Here is an 18,706-nt window from a genome sequence, read left to right as displayed (position 1 = left end):
GCAGTATGAAAAATGAAAAACCCATGTATTTAACATTTCTTTAACATTTCGACGCATTCCGCAACATACTCTTTAGTTAAATTTGGGTAATAATTAATTAAATCCCTTAAAAAATGAAAACTAAAAAGTATGTAATCGCACTAGCGATATTCGGAGGAATGTTATTCACAGCTTACGCTGCAAACAACACAAACAACAGTGAGCAACAAAGTGCAAAAGTTGAAAAAGCCAAAATTAAAATCCCTACCCACGGATAGGAGAAGTTTGATTATAGGGAGTATTATCGCGACTTTTATAGCAATAACTCCTTATTTATTTTATGTATATGAAAGTGTTCCTGCTGTTAAAGTATGGAACACTTTTTTATTTACCTACCACAGCGGTTTTTATGAAAGCGCCCAAGTTTCTATGTGGGTTTTGACAACCAAAGCAATTCCTTTACTTTTATTAATTATATGGTTTTTTACTTGCCGCCATTGGTGGTTTCACGCCTTATTAGTACCAATAGCCATGTATTCTTATCAAATATTTAACACTTTTAATGAAGATTTACAAAACGTTGATTCCAATCAACTAATGTATCTAATTCCTATTATGGCGATTATAATACCTTCAATTTATTTGATTAGAGCTAAAATATTTAATAGTATAAATGATGCCACTAAATCTTTAGAGGAACTAGAGGAAGAGTTTAAAGTTAGACCCAAAAACTTCTGGGACAAAGTCAAACAATATTTTTAATTTCTTTTAGAATTAAAGAATTTGACTTCTTCTTAATCTTCACTAATTAATAATTTCTTCACCTTCTAGAACTAATAGTTTCGAATAGTTTTATACTCCAACTTTCTGAACAGATTTTCTTTTAAATAAATTAATTAATCTGTATAAAAAATAGAAAATTTAAAGTATTTTCCTTTTTTGTAGGGCCTTTTTCTAAGATTAGAATTGCTTTGCTCTATGAGTGCCTTAGAATGAATTAAAGTTAATATGCGTGAAACTAAATGCTCTAGTACGCAATCCAACAATAGTATTAATTATTTTTTGAATTTAATCGATCGCGTTCTTCCAAATCAATTTCTTTTTGATTGGTCCTCAAACTTCTATTACCAAACTTGTAATTAAAACCTATTGTAAACAGTCTGTTTTCCATTATCGATTTAAAAAACACATCCTGATTTAAATATTTTGTGGAGGTTGTGAAATTTTGAGTATTAAAAACATCCATATATCCCAGACTTAGGGATGCTTTATTTTGCCAAAATGTTTTCCTTAAATTAATATCTAAACCTTGTCTACTACTTACTTCTGTTGGTCCGTCAATCATTGGTGTTATAAATAAATAAGACACGTCTAAAGTCAAACTTTCATCCTTCAAAAAACTAAAATAGTTTACAACATTTCCATAAAACGACCATTTATTAATTTCTGTTAGTTCATCGTCACTTTCTAGAGCATAAAATTTATTTTCATAATAGAATAAAGATGACAAAACGTATATATTCCATCTATCAATCACTTTAGTGTAGGTAGTAAAATCCAGCCCATAGGAAACGCTGTTATCAATATTCGTATTAATATATTTAATGAGCTTTTCTTCATTGTCCTGAAATGTAATTTGTAAAGTAGGGTTGTTTTCAAAACGATAATACAACTCAAAAGTATAGTTTTCATGAAATGTATAACCAAGTGTTAGAACGTCGTCTATTTGCGGCTTTAAGTTAGGATCTCCAGTAATGTATGCATTATCATTCAAAAAATATTTGAATGGATTTAGTTCGTTATACCTTGGACGATAAATACGTCTGTTATAATTAAAATAAATCTCATTGTTACTATTCAATCTATTTAAAACATATAAGGATGGAAAGAATTCGATATAATTACTTTCATTACTCGTATTGGTTGCTAATGAATTACCAACAATATCTGTATATTCACTTCTTAAACCAAATTTCATACTCCAATCATCCCAATCTTTTGAATAACTTGCATATAATGCATAATTAAATTCATCATATAAAAATGTATCGGAATTTTCAATATCATCGGTCTTTTCATCATCTTCAACAATATATTGCCTTAACTTACTCTCGGAATTAATTTTTGAAACCTTTCCCCCTGCTTCAAATTGTGCAGATGCATTTAATGGCAATTCATAATCTGCCTGACCACTATACAATTGTATTATTTGATTTGAAAAGGTTTGAAAATTATTATTCCTAAAAGCGTTAATTTCATTTGGCAAAAAATATCCAGTTTGAACGTCCTGAAAACTTGAAAAATCATAATTAGTATGATGTGCACTCACCAGTAACTTTTCACCTTCTTTTTTAAATTTATGCACAAAATCTAGTGTGAAGGCGAAATTAAAAGTTTCATCTACCACCCTGTTAATGGTATTAAATAAAGAGTCCAATGTATAACTAGAGCTAAAAACCTCTGTTAAAGAATTTACATTTCTTTTGGTGTTTTCTCTTGGCGATATTAACATATTGGTAGAAAAACCTAAACTGTTATTTGTATCCAATTGATAATCCAAGTTAGCATTCACAGTGTGGTTTGAAGTCTGTTGTGTTCTCACATAATCCGTTTCCCAACTGGAAGTAGTTTGGTTGTCTTCAATAAAATTTATTTTTTCATAATTATGCCTATAATCCTTTCTTGGACTCACATTATAATTTATGTAAGTATTTAATTTATTCGTTTTAAAAAAATGACTCGTCCCTAAAGCGTATTTAGGATATTCACTTCCCTGTTTATAATTTCCAAAAATACTACCGTTATACCCTGCTATTATATTTTTACTAGTAATTATATTAAGTACAACCCCTCCTTCAGCCTCATATTTAGCTGGCGGATTTGTTATTACTTCTATGGATTTTATGTTACTGGCTGAAGTGCCTTCTAATAATTGCTGTATTTCAGTAGATGATAAATGTACTTTTCTGTCATTTATATAAACGGTTGGCGTAGATTGCTTTACTGAAATTTTACCATCATGTACCAAAACCCCTGGTGTATGTTTTAAAATATCTAATACATTATTATTTGAAAGCGTAGAGTTTTCTACATTAAAAACTAATCTATCTACCAAGTGTTTTACCGTTGGTCTTTTTGCAATAATGGTTACATTATCTAACGTTTCAACCTTTTCTATTAGCACTATGGTTCCAAGGTTTTTATCTTTATCAATCAAAAAATCTGTTGTATTCGATTCAAAACCTAAATAACTAATTACAATGGTATAGTTGTTCGTTTTTACATTATCAAATTGAAATACACCTTTTTCATTAGTAGTAGTTCCGTAAACATAGTCTAAATTTTCAGATACATATAAAACAACATTGGAAAATGCTATGGGAAGGTTTTGTTCGTCCATCACACGACCTTGAATAACAAAACCCTGAGAGTAACCGAAAACAAATGATAAATAAATAAGAGAGAATAAGAATTTCTTTAGCATAAAATTGTTTCAATCGACAAAAACCATAAAATTAAGTTAAATTGATTTTATACATAACTTTTTCTAAGCTTTTTAGTTCAATTTTTTATTTTTTATTTAATCGATAAACAAACCCCATTTAAATTGTAGAATAATTATTTTTGAAAAATTTCTTTTCAATAAAATATTATTTGTAATTTGATTTTTTAAACAATATAACCATGGCAAAACAATTGTCTCCTTTTACCAAACAACAACTTTTACCTCAAGAAGAAACACTTGAGATATTTAAAAAGAAAGGAGCCTTATTTATTGGTATCCCAAAGGAAACCGCTTTTCAAGAAAAACGCGTATGTTTAACGCCCGACGCCGTTTATGCACTTGTAAGTAATGGCCATAGAGTATTACTTGAGTCTGGAGCTGGTGATGGTGCGAATTTTAGTGATAAAGATTACAGTGAAGCTGGTGCAGAAATAACTAATGATACCGCTAAAGTGTTTTCTTGCCCTATGATTTTAAAGGTGGAACCACCAAGTTTAGAAGAGGTTAAACTTATTAATCCACAAACAATACTAATTTCAGCATTACAAATAAAAACGCAACATAAAAAGTATTTTGAAGCACTTGCTGCTAAACGCATTACGGCGTTAGCATTTGAGTTTATCAGAGATTCCGACGGTACCTATCCAGCAGTAAAATCATTAAGTGAAATTGCTGGAACTGCTTCCGTACTTATCGCAGCAGAATTATTATCAGATACTAGAGGAGGAAATGGTTTAATGTTTGGTAATATTAGTGGTGTACCGCCATTGGAAGTGGTTATTTTAGGTGCAGGCACTGTTGGTGAATTTGCAGCCAGAAGCACCATAGGACTTGGAGCTAACGTTAAAATATTTGATAACTCCATTACAAAATTAAGACGTATTCAAACACACCTTGGCAGGCCATTATTCACTTCTACCCTACAGCCTAAAAATTTAACAAAGGCATTAAAACGCTGTGATGTTGTTATTGGAGCCGTTAGAGGTAATGATAGATCTCCAATAGTTGTTACTGAAAGTCTAGTACAGTGCATGAAAAAAGGTGCTATTATAATTGATGTTAGTATTGATATGGGAGGTTGTTTTGAAACTAGCGAAGTAACCTCGCATAAACAACCTACATTTGTAAAACACGGTGTTGTTCATTATTGTGTTCCTAATATTCCTGCACGCTATTCTCGAACTGCTTCTGTTTCTTTAAGTAACATTTGTACGCCCTATCTCTTAAAAATTGCAGAAGATGGTGGTTTAGAAAATTCTCTTCGTTTTGATAGAGGTTTAAAAAATGGATTGTACTTTTACCATGGAATTTTAACTAGTAAATCAGTTGGTGAGTGGTTCAATTTAAATTATAGTGATATTAATTTGATTATTTTTTAAGCTACCCACAATTATCGACTTCTATACTAGTTTCTAAAAAAAATAAATGACTTTACTTCAGCGTTTTGGATATTATTTAGGAGGTTTTTCTCTTGGCTTAATAATTTTAGCTTTCTTCCTAAGTGGAAAGAAAACATCATGCAGTTATGGCCCAGATGCTCGGGTTTTAAAAAATATACGATTAAAAAAAATAGTTTATTCTGAAGAAACGATGTTTGGATTGAATTCCAATAACTTAGACTCTTCTGCGATTTCTTATATTTTAAAGAAAGGAAATATAAATTTTTCTGAAAGTGAAACAAGGAAAAAACCTTGCGCTTTATATATAATTGAAGGTGATTATAATGAAAAAGATATCATTCTTACCGTTGAAAACTGCGATAGTATCGCGACCATTACCAATTTTAGATTAGAAAATTAATGATTTTAAAACGTTGGTTTGATGTACTTTTTTCTATAATTGGATTAATCATATTAGCTCCGTTTCTTTTAATTATTGCCTTAATTATTAAAATAGACTCTAAAGGCCCCGTTTTCTTTGTTCAGGGTCGTGTTGGTAAAAATAATAAAGACTTCAATATTTTCAAGTTTCGCACTATGCGAACACAATCAGAAACACAAGGTCTGCTTACTTTAGGAAACCATGATAACCGAATTACTAAAGTTGGTTATTTTTTGAGACGTTATAAAATTGATGAATTCCCGCAGCTTATCAATATTCTAAAAGGAGATATGAGTTTTGTTGGACCACGTCCGGAACTTCGATATTATGTAAATTTTTACAGCGAAGATGATATGAAAATTTTTGTGGTTCGGCCAGGAATTACTGGATTAGCATCATTAAAATATAGAAATGAAGTGGAATTATTAAAAGCCGCAAAAGACCCTGAAAGTTTTTTTATAAAAACTATTATTCCCGATAAACTAAAATACAATAAAAAATATATTGAAAATCGTAATTTTTTATTCGATTTAAAGCTAATTTTCCTCACTATTGTAAAAGTTGTAACCAAATAACCTTTTGATCTATTTCTGCTTGGATTAGCTTCATATAATTCCTAATTTAGATTTGGTTTTTCAACTTACATAAACAGCTTTTAACCAAACCTTTAAATGAATAAAAACACCTATAACCATATAAGGCAATTAATTGAAGATTCTGGTTTAATTCGTTCGTTTGAAAACGAAAAAAAAGAGTATCATAGTTTTGATTTTTCAAACGAAACAATTTTGATTACTGGAGCTGCTGGTTCTGTTGGGAGTGAACTTTCCAAACAAATAGTAGCGGGTCAATTCAAAAAGCTGATTTTAATAGACGTGGCAGAATCGCCACTATATAATTTGTATAAAGATTTTGAAAATGAAGAATTAAGCAAAATTGAATTTATCTTATTAAATATTAAAGAGCAAGATGAACTGAAATATGTTTTTGAAACATATAAACCTACAATCATATTTCATGCTGCGGCTTATAAACACGTTCCTTTAATGGAAGCACACCCTTACGAAGCCATAAAGACTAATATTTTAGCTACAAAATTGTTAGCCGATCTTTCCATTAATTATGAAGTAAAAAAATTTATTTTCATCTCAACCGATAAAGCGGTTAATGCCATAAGTGTGATGGGAATATCCAAGCGGATTGCCGAAAATTATTTAATACAACAATCTCAAAGTAGTAACACCATATTTTCTATTGCCCGATTTGGAAACATAATGGGATCTAATGGCTCCGTCTTGCCTATATTTATAAAACAAATTGAATCGCATTTGCCACTTACTATTACTAGTAATTCCATTACGCGCTATTTTATAGGAAAGCATAAGGCTTGTCATTTAATTTTACAACTAGCAACTTTTAATAAAATGGAAAGTAACTTGTTTACGTTTAACATGGGAGAGCCCATAAAACTAATTGATATAGTTGAAGTTCTAACTAAATTTTACCCTAAGGAAACAATTGAAATGGAAATTACGGGTTTACGACCAGGAGAAAAACATGAAGAGACAATGATTTCGGAAGATGAATTTATAATTCCAACCGAAAACGAAGCTATTTTACAGGTAATGAGAAAACCCAATAAATCATTGAAAATCAAAAATTTAAATGATTTAGAAAAAATAACCCCCTATCAATCATCCTTAGAAATAAAAAGGAAATTAAAAATGTATTTATAAATTATAGCATTTTTCTTCTCTTTTTTTCTCTTGATAAAAGAGTTAACTCCCTTCCTGTTTGTCCTGCAACCGATGTGTTTTCTTCTGCACGTCTTATTAAATAAGGCATCACATCTTTTACAGGTCCAAAAGGCATATATTTTGCCACATTATAACCTTCATTAGATAAATTAAAGCTAATATGGTCGCTCATACCATATAATTGTCCAAACCAAATTCTTGAGTCATTATTACTTAACCCTTTTTTACTCATAAGATCCATAAGCAAATAGGAGCTTTCTTCATTATGAGTGCCAGCAAATAGAGAAATAGTGTCTAAATTATCGGATATATAATTAACAGCAGCATTAAAATTGTCGTCGGTTGCAGCTTTACTCGAACAAATAGGAGACTTATACCCTTTCACTTCTGCCCTTTCATTTTCTTTCTCCATATAGGCACCGCGCACTAATTTATAACCTAAAAAATACCCACCTTCTTTGGCCTTTAAATGTTCTTTTTCTAAAAAAGCCATCCTATCATGTCTATACATTTGTAAGGTGTTAAAAACAATAGCTTTTTCTGTATTATACGTTTTCATCATTAGAGTTACCAAATCATCAGCCGCATCCTGCATCCAACTTTCTTCTGCATCAATCAAAACGGCAACATCATTATCCTTAGCCTTTTTACATACGGCATCAAATCGGTTTACAACATTTTGCCATTCTGTAACTTCCTTGCTATTAAGTGGTTGCTCTTTTCCGATTTTCTCAAACAGTGCTATACGCCCAAATCCTGAAGGTTTAAATACAGCAATTGGAATTGCATCTACATCTTTAGCAAACTCAATAATATTTAATATGGTATTCATAGCATTATCAAAGTCCACTTCACTTTCTTTACCCTCCACGGAAAAATCTAAAACAGAACTAACACCCTTTTCATACATTTTTTCAATTATTGGCAAACAATCTGTCTCATTTACTCCACCACAAAAATGATCGAACACTGTAGATCGGATTAACCCTTCTATTGGCAAATTAGCTTTTAATGCAAGATTTGTTGCTGCTGTTCCTATTTTAACCAAAGGTTCAATAGATATCATTTTGAAAAGAAAATAAGCACGCTCAAGTTCAGAGTCAGATTTTAGTGCAAATGCAATTTTTGTGTTGTCAAATAAGCGTTCCGTGCTCATAAAAACCAATTTTATTAAAAGATTATTCTAGCTAAAGTACTATTTTATATAAAATCTCCTTAATTTCACAGCCTAAAAAAAAGTTAAATATTTCATGGAATCCATTGTAGCAAATAATTGTACTATTCATTTTAATAACACATGCTATTCTTCTATAAATAAGCATCTTAAAGAGAATAATTTTTCGAAAATTTTCATTTTAGTTGATGAAAACACTCATCAATACTGTCTTCCAAGATTTATTGAAAAATTAGAAACGAATATCGCCATAGAAATTATTGAAATAGAATCTGGAGAAATAAATAAAACCATTGAAACTTGTGTTGGCGTGTGGAACACACTTTCTGAACTGAACGCTGATAGAAAAAGTTTACTTATCAATATTGGTGGTGGTGTTATTACCGATTTGGGAGGTTTTGTAGCCTGTACTTTTAAACGTGGAATTGCATATGTAAATGTTCCTACCACACTTTTATCTATGGTTGATGCTTCTGTTGGCGGTAAAACAGGCGTAGATTTAGGTCATTTAAAAAATCAAATAGGTGTAATTAGTAATCCTGACTTGGTATTAATTGACACCCAATTCTTACACACCTTACCTCAAAACCAAATGCGTTCTGGTTTAGCAGAGATGCTTAAACATGGACTAATTAGTAATGAAGGTTATTGGAATAAATTTCAAGAATTATCAAATCTTACTTTAAAGGATTTGGATACCTTAATTCACGAATCTGTAATGATTAAAAAACATGTTGTAGATGTTGATCCATTTGAAAATGGACTTCGAAAAACATTGAATTTTGGTCATACTTTAGGACATGCTATTGAATCATATTTTTTAAGCAACCCTAATAAAACACCTTTATTACATGGTGAAGCCATTGTTATTGGAATGATTTTAGCTTGTTACATTTCTACGGAATTAGTTGGATTTCCAATGGAATTAACTTCAAGCATTAAAAGCCTTTTTGTGGATTATTATGGCAAAGTTAGCATTGAAGAAAGTGAATATTCTGCCATTATGGAACTTCTTAAATATGACAAGAAAAATAACCACGGAAATATAAATTTTGTTCTATTGGAAGGCATCGGTAAACATAAAATAGATTGCCTGGTTGACGATGCTGTTATAATTGATGCGTTTAAATTCTATGCTTCCTAACAATTTTTATATTTGATTATCTATTTTTTTATAAATATTCTGAAAATAAAATATTTAATAAGCTGTAATATTACATAAATGTCGCAAGTAAACATAGGTTTAACTCGCGACATTTTTAGTTATTAGAAGAATTTCTTATAAAATGGTTTCTTTTTAGTAGTAGCATAATACCCATATTTAGCACCATAACCAAAATTGGATTGGTTTACATCATTCACAACCAACATCATTCCATTAAGTTTATTATTCGCAAAAATCTCTTTTGTGAATTTTAAAATCTGTTTTTCAGTATAGCCTGCTCTAGTAAGATAAATAGTATGTCCTGCATACTGACTAATTAACAAGGTGTCTGTAACTAACATTGCAGGTGCCGTATCCACAATTACAATATCATAATTTACTGATGCGTAATCAAAAACTTCTTTAATTCTGTCTGCCATTAAAAGTTCGGCCGGATTGGGCGGCACCTTACCAGACAGTAAAACATCAATTTTAATATCATTAATCGTATAAGAGTTGATAGTATCTTCAACTTTAACTGATTTATCTACAATAAATTCGGTTAAACCAATGGTCTTTTCATGAAATGTAGACTTACTTTTAAGTATTGGAGCTATTTGAGGGTTTCTAATATCAGCTCCAATTAGCAAAACTCTTTTATTTGTATTTGCAATTGTAAGCGCTGTATTCATACTAAAAAACGACTTGCCTTCACCTTTTACTGTGGATGTTACAAAAACAACATTGTCGTAATTCTTCACCGATCTACCTCGCCTTACATAATCAAAATTAGTTCTAATTATTCTAAAAGATTCAGATAAAATTGAACGATCATTTTTTTCAATTAATAACTGTTCAGAACCAATTAGATTACTCTTAATTTGAGGAATTTCACCCAAAATGGTAATATTTTTTATTTCTTTTTCTAAATCTTCTTTACTATGAATTTTAGTATCTAACAAGTCTCCTACGTATATAATCCCAAAAGGAATTAACAATCCAATAAATAGACCTGCTATATACATCATTTTCTTATTAGGAGATACTGGTATTCCTGAACTACTAGCCTGATCTACTACCTTAGAACCCGGTGAAGTAGCTGTAAGCGTTATGGCAGCTTCTTCTCTTTTTTCTAATAAATAAAGGTAAAGTTGTTCTTTGATTCCTTGTTTACGTTCAATACCTCGTAATTTACTTTCTTGACCAGGAACAGAATATATTTTAGAATTAAGTTTACTTGATTGGTTTTCTAAACTATTAATTTGTATTCCTAAGGATTTTTTAGAACTCTGCACACTGCGACTTAAGTTCTCTTTAATGTTTTTTAAATTTTGATCCAATTGGACAACTACTGAATTTTTTTCTCCAGCACTCTTTAATAAGCGTTCTCTTTCTGCAATTAATTCATTGTACTTTGCCGACAATGTCCCGATAACCGGATCTCCTTGACCTAAATTGGAAGGAATGGGTGTATAAGTATCTGCATCTTGCAAGGCAGATTCCATATAATTTAGTTGACGCTGTTGCATTCTAGACAATTCTAATTGCTGTTCATTAGCCATATTGCTTGTTAAAAATTGCCCAGCTTCCGATGTGACGTCTGTTAATTTATTACCAGTTTTAAACCGCACAATACTATCATCAACCCCCAATAAATCTTTTGAAACTAATTCTATTCGATCATCAATAAGTTTTGTTGTATTTATAGATTTAATATTTTTTTGATAAAGTGTCGCTTCATTGTATTTTAAAATAAGAGCATTAATAATATCTTTCCCCTTCTCTATAATAGGATCTTCCATTCCGATATTTAATATTTTTGAAGATGGACTTTCCTGATATACAAAAACTCTATTTTTCAAATCTTCTGCAACTGCTTTAACTGGAGTTATCTGAATTCTATATACCGATCCTATACTATTCTTAATGTCAAGATTACTTGGCGTAATCAATATACCATCAAAAAAAGTAGGAATTTTTTCTCCAAACGAAAAGGTTTCTGGTGTGTCTTCATCATTAACACGAAATGCAAAATCTTTCTCCGACAAAATTTCGATATAAAAGCCAAAATCAGTTTGATTTATAATGGAATCTGATGCTATGAAATTCAGGTTTATTGGTGCATTTTTATAAACCTCGGTATCTGAAATACGCCCTTCCGCAAAATAGGTGATATTAATTCGTAAATCCTTTACAATGCTTTTAAAAAAATCTACGGACATAATAACCTCAATCTCATCCTCTATCCTTGCTTCTTCTTTTTGCGAAAAAAATTGCAAGTCTTTAAAGGCTGCATTGGCACCAGTAGCTTCTCCATCATCTAACAACATAATTCTGGCAGAAACTAAATATTCTGGTGTTGAATAACGTAACTTAAAAAACACAACCGCTAAGCAAATTAAAACACTCAATACAAACCAATACCAGCGTTTGGTGTATAGTAAAATTGCTTTCTTTAAATTAAAGGGGGACGATGTGTTTTCTTCAGAAACATTATTAATGTCTTTCATAATTCATTAATTTCTGGTCACAAAAATAAGAGCAGTGGTTAAAATAAAGGACGAAATCGTAATTATGGTACTTATTCTAGTATCCCCTGAAGCGCCACTAATTGCTGAATTATTAGGTTCAACATAAACATAATCGTTCTGCGTTAAATAATACACAGGAGAATTAAATACTTCTTTATTTGTTAAATCAACACGGGTATAAGTCTTTGAACCATTAAAATCTCTAATAACTAAAATATTATCACGTCTACCTTTAATTGTTAAATCTCCAGCCATACCTAGTGCTTCCAAAATAGAAACGCGTTCACCAGAAACTGGATAAACACCTGGGCTATTAACTTCACCAGCTACTGTTATTCTAAAATTAACAAAGCGAATCATAACAACCGGATCCTTCAATAGTTGGCCGTCAGAAAACTTCTTTTTTAAAAGTTCTTTAGCTTCTTCAATAGTTAAACCAACCAATTTAACCTTCCCAAGTACAGGGTAATCAATATTACCATCAACATCAATTAAATAATCAATTAATTCTCCTCCAGCTCCACTTTGAATTAAAATGTTATAAGGTTGAGTGACCGTGGGGTCAATCGTAGATATGTAAATACTAACAATATCGCCTATTTTTAATTTAGCCTTAAAGGTGTCAGTATTAACAATTGTTTCAAAACTTTTTGCATTTTGAAAATAAACGACATCCTGCTTCGTTTTACAGGATATTAAAAAAATCACAAAACAAAATATAACAACAATTTTGTTGTACTTAAAAGAATTAGTCATAACAGTAAATATTTGGGGAAAATAATAAAAAATTTGCTTAATTAAGCATTACCATAAGTTTTGTTGTCGGTTTTTTCTTTTAAAAGTTCTTTAGCTTTCTTATAAATTTGAACCTTTTTATCGAAACGTTCATAATCCGAATTATTTGATTTATATTCTGGTATTAATCGTTTCATTTTCATAACAATGTTATTATTTTGAAAACGATTAGTTATACATAACTCTTCGATATCGTGTTTTACTTGTGTGTAATCAAGTTCTCGTGTTTTACTAATCATTATCTTTTTATGATAAGTAGATAAAGTATTTTCACCATTAGCTAACAACTCTTCATAGAGTTTTTCACCTGGTCGTAAACCAGTAATTTTAATGTCAATATCTTCAGGATATCTCAGACCTGATAATTTTATCATGTTTGTGGCAAGATCAAATATCTTAACAGACTCACCCATATCGAATATAAATATTTCGCCACCCTTACCCATGGTGCCAGCTTCCAAAACCAGTTGCGCTGCTTCCGGAATGGTCATAAAAAATCTTGTAATATCTTTATGTGTTAATGTTAAAGGGCCACCATTTTCAATTTGCTTTTTAAATAAAGGGATTACTGAACCATTAGAGCCTAAAACATTACCAAATCTTGTAGTAATAAATTTCGTTTTACTTTGCTTTTGTAAACAAGTAATATACATTTCAGCAATTCGCTTGGTTGCTCCCATCACACTTGTTGGGTTTACAGCTTTATCTGTTGAGACGAAAACAAACTTTTTAACATTATAACGTGATGCAGTATCTGCTAATAATTTAGTACCATTCACATTTATTTTTATAGCCTCATAAGGAGAATCCTCCATTAAAGGAACATGTTTATATGCCGCAGCGTGAAAAACCATGGTTGGTTTGTACTCCTGAAAAATGGCATCAATTCTTAAACCGTCACGTAAATCCGCAACTATGGCTGTGAAATTCTGTTTACCATTTCTTATCAAATCTTGTTGAACTTCATAAAGCGGCGATTCAGCCTGATCGACAAGAATTAAATGTTTTACATCGAAATTAGACAATTGATTAACTAACTCACTTCCTATTGAACCTGCGGCACCTGTAACAACAATAGTCTCACCATTAAATTCATTAACCAAATTAGGGTTATCTATTTTAATTGGAGCACGACCTAGAAGATCTTCTATTTGGACTTGTTTTATGTGATGCACATTTAATTCACCATTTATCCAACTTTCAATAGGCGGCACTTTGGTGATTTTAATACTTAGGTTAACCAAGCTAATCAAACGATCTTTAGTAATATTTTCAGAAGTAACTATGATTTCATTTATATTATGCTCATCAATATATTCTTGAGTAATTTTTTTCTTATTTAAAATAGAAATTCCATTTATGGACTGCCCATTCTTACTCGAATTATCATCTATAAAGCCAAGAACATCATATTTTTCTCTAACGTTACTAATTAAGGCATTATAAGTAACAATTGCTGAGTCACCAGTACCATATATTAAAACGCGCTTTGATTCTTTAAGTTGACATTTTAAATGGTTATAACTCATTTTAAAAATTAATCTACTGGCACTTAACATCACAAAACTTAATAAAGCATGCAAAATTACAATAGCTAATGGAATAGTGAAGTTTTCAATAATATGTATTTCCTTGTTAACTAAAACGAAAACAATTGTTAAAACTGTAATTAAAGAAACTGCTTTAAATAAATTTACAACATCTGTAAATCCGGTATGACGAATTACACTTTTGAAAGAACCAATAAACAAGAAACTTATTGCTGATACAACTAATATAAATGGTAATTGAAATAAAAATTGATTTAAGTCAAAACCTAAAGTGAAATTAAACCTAATTAAATAAGTAGCACAAAACGCAATCAAAACGATTGCTAAATCAATAATAAATACCAACCATTTCGAGGCATATTTTTGAGAGAAGTAGGCAAAATAATTCTGTATCATAAGTTGAGGTTTTTTAAAATTGTTTTTAGAATCCTTTCTAAATCATCAGGGGTTAAATTAGATCCACTTGGTAAGCATAATCCTTTTTCAAAAAGCGATTCTGAAGTACCGTCTGTAAAATGCATGCATTCTTTAAACACAGGCTGCAAATGCATGGGTTTCCATAAAGGTCTTGATTCAATATCATCTTCAAGCAAATCAAGTCTAATTTGTTCCCTTAACGCATAGGAATCTGTTTTTATACATGTAAGCCATCTATTGGAAAAAAAACCTTCAGGTTCTTCTAAAAATGAGATAGATGGATATTTAGACAAATATTTTTTATAAAAATTATAATTTTCTCTTCTAGCCGCAACATGGTTATCCAACACTTCCATTTGTCCGCGGCCAATCCCCGCTAAAACGTTACTCATTCTATAGTTAAAACCTATTTTAGAATGTTCATAGTGCGGAGCGGCATCACGTGCCTGCGTTGCTAAAAAAACGGCTTTGTTTTTTAAATCCTCATTATGGGTAATTAAGGCGCCACCTCCCGAAGTCGTAATTATTTTATTACCATTGAAAGATAAAATACCTATATCTGAAAGACTTCCACAAGAAAAACCATGATATTTACTACCAAACGCTTCTGCACTATCTTCTACAACAGGAATATCATATTTTTTCGCAATGGCATTTATTTCATTGGCCTTATATGGCATACCATATAAATGAACAGCGATAATGGCTTTTGGTTTTTTATAATTTTGAATTCTATCAATGATAGCTGTCTCCAAAAGTTCAGGAGACATATTCCAAGTGTCAACTTCACTATCAATAAAAACGGGTGTTGCACCTTGATAGATTATAGGGTTAGCTGAAGCTGAAAAAGTAAAGCTTTGGCATAACACTTCATCTCCCGTAGAAACACCTAATAATTGAAGTGCTAAATGTATGGCTGCAGTACCAGAACTTAATACCGCCACATGTGTATTGTTTCCTAAATATTCTTGAATATCTTTTTCAAAACCATCCACATGCGGACCAAGAGGAGCGATCCAATTGGTATCAAAAGCATTAGAAACAAATTTTTGCTCCGAACCGCCCATGTGTGGTGATGATAAATATATTTTAGTTTTAGTTAGCACTTATTTATTATTTTCTATAACCTATATTAATGAACTTGAGTTGTAATAAAAAAACATAGAAAGCCTGCCCTAGTAAATTACTAAGTACCGATTTTAGTATGTTTTTTTGGTAATTCCCTCTGTAAAACATGACAAAATTTAATTAACTAATAACTTAATATTAATTGGTTCAAATGTTTTAAATATATTTTCTCCTATTTTGAAATAGTTAAATTTTGAGAGATTTAAAAAAAATATTAACATTCTTACAATTAAATTAATGAGGCTATTAATCAATTCAATTTCGTAATTATGATGTAAATTTAGTGATAGTTTTTAATGAAAAAGACAAGTTTTTGGTTATTTCGCTAAAAGTCTTGTAAAAATCGGTTAAATACATTTCAAATTTAATACACAGTAAATCTTGGTAGATTATCGATTTACAAATTCTTAATTACAACTTAAAACTATAATTTTTAAGTTTTTATTATAACCTAGTATTTAAAATTTGGCCTTAAATGTTGGAAACATCAAAATATACAATCCAACTTAAGGCATCAACCTTTTTTATTCAACAAACTTTGAAAGCCATTAGTTTTTCATTATCTTGTAACATATGAAAAAACACACACCAACTAACACTAATTATTCTACTATGAAAGTTCAGACCACCAAATGCAATCCAAAAAATTACAACTACTAATGTAATCAAATTAAAATCGATTCATTCATCGGATAAATTAACATTCTTATGAATTTCATCGGAAAAACCTCAACATTAATATAATAGTTTCCCTTTTCTGAAAATTAATCGCAATCTTTGTTATACTACTAAATATTACCAAATCTAAAAAATGACCCAACAACAACTAAATAAATTAAGTGATAAGTCTGTACTTATTACTGGAGGAGCTGGCTTTATTGGTTCTAACTTAATTGAAACTTTAGTCACCCAAAACATTAATGTCGTTTGCCTAGATAATTTTTCAACTGGAAAACGCGAAAACATTGAACCTTTTTTAAATTTTCCGAATTTTAAACTCATAGAGGGTGATATCAGAAATCTTGACGATTGTAAAAAAGCTTGCGAAAATGTTACTTATGTATTACATGAGGCGGCCTTAGGTTCTGTACCACGATCGATAAATGATCCCATAACTACGAATGACGTAAACGTTTCTGGTTTTTTAAATATGCTGGTAGCTGCCAGAGATGCAGGGGTAAAACGCTTTGTATATGCAGCAAGTTCCTCCACCTATGGTGATCATGAAGCCTTGCCAAAAGTAGAAGAAACTATTGGAAACCCCTTATCGCCTTACGCAATAACGAAGTATGTTAACGAATTATATGCCGATATTTTTCATACTACCTATAATTTCGATAGCATTGGCCTTAGGTATTTCAATGTATTCGGAAAACGTCAGGATCCCAATGGAGCGTATGCTGCGGTAATTCCAAAATTCGTTCAACAATTTATTAAACATGAATCACCTGTAATTAATGGTGATGGCAGTTATTCTAGAGACTTTACCTACATAGATAATGTGGTTCAAATGAATCTATTGGCTCTCACTACAGATAATCCGGATGCTTTAAATCAGGTTTACAACACGGCTTATGGAGATCGTACAACCTTAAAGGAACTGGCCACCTTATTAAAAACCTATTTATCAGAGTTTGATGCCACTATAAAAGATATAGAAATAAAACATCGTGAAAATCGCATCGGCGATATCCCGCACTCCTTAGCATCTATCGAAAAAGCAAAACGCCTGTTACATTATAACCCCCAATTTAATATAAGCGCTGGTTTAAAAGAAGCCGTGGCTTGGTATTGGGAACATTTGGAATAAGCTTTAAATTGTGAATAGTACCCTTAGACAAGCTCAGGGTGACAAAGTGAATAGTGAATAGTTGATAGTTGATAGTTGATAGTTGATAGTTGATAGAAATGTGAACAATCATAAACGAATAAACACAATACAAAAACAATTAACATAAATAAATAAAAAACGTCACGCTGAGCCTGTCGAAGCGCAACAATAAACACAGCACAACAAATAAACAAATAAACGCATAGCGCAAAAACAAATAAACAAATCAACGAATCAACGAATAAACAACACATGAAAGATATAAAAATAGCCATCATCGGTTTAGGATACGTCGGTTTACCTTTAGCCCGATTGTTCGCAACAAAATATAATGTGGTAGGTTTTGATATTAATGAAAAACGCATAAAAGAATTACAAGTTGGAACCGATGTAACGCTTGAAGTTGAAGAAGCGCTTTTATCCGAAGTATTAAAAAAGCATCCCGATACTTCCAACGGATTATATTGTTCCTGCAATATAGAAGATATCAAAGATTGTAACTATTATATTGTTACGGTCCCCACGCCTGTTGATAAAAACAACCGACCCGATTTAACACCGCTATATAAAGCCAGTGAAACTGTTGGAAAGATACTCAAAAAGGGAGATATCGTCATTTATGAATCTACCGTATATCCGGGAGCAACCGAAGACGATTGCATCCCAGTTTTAGAAAAATTAAGCGGGCTTACCTTTAACAAAGATTTTTATGCAGGCTATTCACCAGAACGTATCAATCCGGGTGATAAATTACATACTGTTGACAAAATTTTAAAAGTAACCGCTGGCTCAACGCCTGAAATTGGCATCAAAGTCAATGACTTATACGCCTCTGTAATTACAGCAGGAACCCACCTCGCTCCTACCATAAAAGTAGCTGAAGCGGCGAAAGTGATTGAAAACTCGCAACGCGATATCAATATTGCCTTCGTAAACGAATTGGCCAAAATTTTTAATTTAATGGACATCGATACCCATGCGGTTTTAGAAGCAGCAGGTACCAAATGGAACTTTTTACCTTTTAAACCGGGCTTAGTTGGTGGACATTGTATAGGTGTTGACCCTTATTATTTA

Annotated in this window: 15 protein-coding genes; 9 read left to right on the top strand and 6 right to left on the bottom strand. The window is 31.2% G+C overall.

The annotated features are described in order from the left end of the window. The first annotated feature begins 113 nt into the window (after nt 1-113). Both ABYI63_RS07115 and ABYI63_RS07110 read left to right on the top strand, forming a co-directional pair. Nucleotides 114-257 (top strand): hypothetical protein, encoded by a 144-nt coding sequence (locus ABYI63_RS07115; RefSeq protein WP_372754912.1) that lies wholly within the window; start codon nt 114-116, stop codon nt 255-257. Then, on the top strand, nt 211-741 hold the full coding sequence (locus ABYI63_RS07110) for a hypothetical protein (protein WP_372755048.1): 531 nt from the start codon (nt 211-213) through the stop codon (nt 739-741). The genes ABYI63_RS07115 and ABYI63_RS07110 overlap by 47 nt, the downstream gene beginning before the upstream one ends. Nucleotides 742-1,030: 289 nt before the next feature. Here ABYI63_RS07110 and ABYI63_RS07105 read toward each other — a convergent pair whose 3' ends face one another. After that, on the bottom strand, nt 1,031-3,463 hold the full coding sequence (locus ABYI63_RS07105) for an outer membrane beta-barrel protein (RefSeq protein WP_372754910.1): 2,433 nt from the start codon (nt 3,461-3,463) through the stop codon (nt 1,031-1,033). Nucleotides 3,464-3,663: 200 nt separating this feature from the next. Here ABYI63_RS07105 and ABYI63_RS07100 point away from each other — a divergent pair, with 200 nt between their 5' ends. The 4 genes from ABYI63_RS07100 to ABYI63_RS07085 all read left to right on the top strand — a co-directional run bounded on the left by ABYI63_RS07100 (nt 3,664) and on the right by ABYI63_RS07085 (nt 7,041). Beyond that, a complete protein-coding gene (locus ABYI63_RS07100) occupies nt 3,664-4,863 on the top strand; it encodes an alanine dehydrogenase (protein WP_372754908.1) in 1,200 nt (399 codons plus the stop codon). Nucleotides 4,864-4,909: 46 nt separating this feature from the next. Further along, complete coding sequence (locus ABYI63_RS07095; protein WP_372754906.1) at nt 4,910-5,284, top strand: hypothetical protein; 375 nt, start codon at nt 4,910-4,912, stop codon at nt 5,282-5,284. Then, complete coding sequence (locus ABYI63_RS07090; RefSeq protein ID WP_372754904.1) at nt 5,284-5,880, top strand: sugar transferase; 597 nt, start codon at nt 5,284-5,286, stop codon at nt 5,878-5,880. The genes ABYI63_RS07095 and ABYI63_RS07090 overlap by 1 nt, the downstream gene beginning before the upstream one ends. A gap of 96 nt (nt 5,881-5,976) precedes the next feature. Then, entirely contained in the window at nt 5,977-7,041 is a 1,065-nt protein-coding gene (locus ABYI63_RS07085) for a polysaccharide biosynthesis protein (RefSeq protein WP_372754902.1), read from the top strand. A gap of 1 nt (nt 7,042) precedes the next feature. On the opposite strand, the gene ABYI63_RS07080 is transcribed toward ABYI63_RS07085, so the two are convergent. Next, nucleotides 7,043-8,218: a proline dehydrogenase family protein gene (locus tag ABYI63_RS07080; RefSeq protein WP_372754900.1), complete on the bottom strand. Its 1,176-nt coding sequence runs from the start codon at nt 8,216-8,218 to the stop codon at nt 7,043-7,045. A gap of 94 nt (nt 8,219-8,312) precedes the next feature. Between ABYI63_RS07080 and aroB the strand changes: the two genes are divergently transcribed. After that, nucleotides 8,313-9,380 carry a 3-dehydroquinate synthase gene (aroB, locus tag ABYI63_RS07075; RefSeq protein WP_372754898.1) on the top strand — a complete coding sequence of 356 codons (1,068 nt, stop codon included), beginning with the start codon at nt 8,313-8,315 and terminating at the stop codon, nt 9,378-9,380. Between the two features lie 122 nt (nt 9,381-9,502). Here the strand turns inward: aroB and ABYI63_RS07070 are convergent, their stop codons facing one another. The 4 genes from ABYI63_RS07070 to ABYI63_RS07055 form a co-directional block, all read right to left on the bottom strand. Then, nucleotides 9,503-11,890, bottom strand: a complete 2,388-nt coding sequence (locus ABYI63_RS07070) for a GumC family protein (protein WP_372754896.1) — start codon at nt 11,888-11,890, stop codon at nt 9,503-9,505. A gap of 6 nt (nt 11,891-11,896) precedes the next feature. Further along, nucleotides 11,897-12,619: a polysaccharide biosynthesis/export family protein gene (locus ABYI63_RS07065; RefSeq protein ID WP_372754894.1), complete on the bottom strand. Its 723-nt coding sequence runs from the start codon at nt 12,617-12,619 to the stop codon at nt 11,897-11,899. An 89-nt stretch (nt 12,620-12,708) separates the two neighbouring features. After that, complete coding sequence (locus ABYI63_RS07060) at nt 12,709-14,652, bottom strand: polysaccharide biosynthesis protein (RefSeq protein ID WP_372754892.1); 1,944 nt, start codon at nt 14,650-14,652, stop codon at nt 12,709-12,711. Next, complete coding sequence (locus ABYI63_RS07055) at nt 14,649-15,779, bottom strand: DegT/DnrJ/EryC1/StrS family aminotransferase (protein WP_372754890.1); 1,131 nt, start codon at nt 15,777-15,779, stop codon at nt 14,649-14,651. The genes ABYI63_RS07060 and ABYI63_RS07055 overlap by 4 nt, the downstream gene beginning before the upstream one ends. Nucleotides 15,780-16,612: 833 nt before the next feature. Here ABYI63_RS07055 and ABYI63_RS07050 point away from each other — a divergent pair. Next, nucleotides 16,613-17,611, top strand: a complete 999-nt coding sequence (locus ABYI63_RS07050) for an SDR family oxidoreductase (RefSeq protein ID WP_372754888.1) — start codon at nt 16,613-16,615, stop codon at nt 17,609-17,611. Between the two features lie 273 nt (nt 17,612-17,884). Then, nucleotides 17,885-18,706: nucleotide sugar dehydrogenase (locus ABYI63_RS07045; protein WP_372754886.1), on the top strand; the 822-nt coding region annotated here is incomplete at its 3' end.

Origin of the sequence: Mariniflexile sp. (genome assembly GCF_041583155.1) — a bacterium.
Taxonomy (GTDB): Bacteria; Bacteroidota; Bacteroidia; order Flavobacteriales; family Flavobacteriaceae; genus Mariniflexile.
Note: the sequence above shows the minus strand (reverse complement) of the source record. Positions and strands in the feature narration are given on the sequence as shown.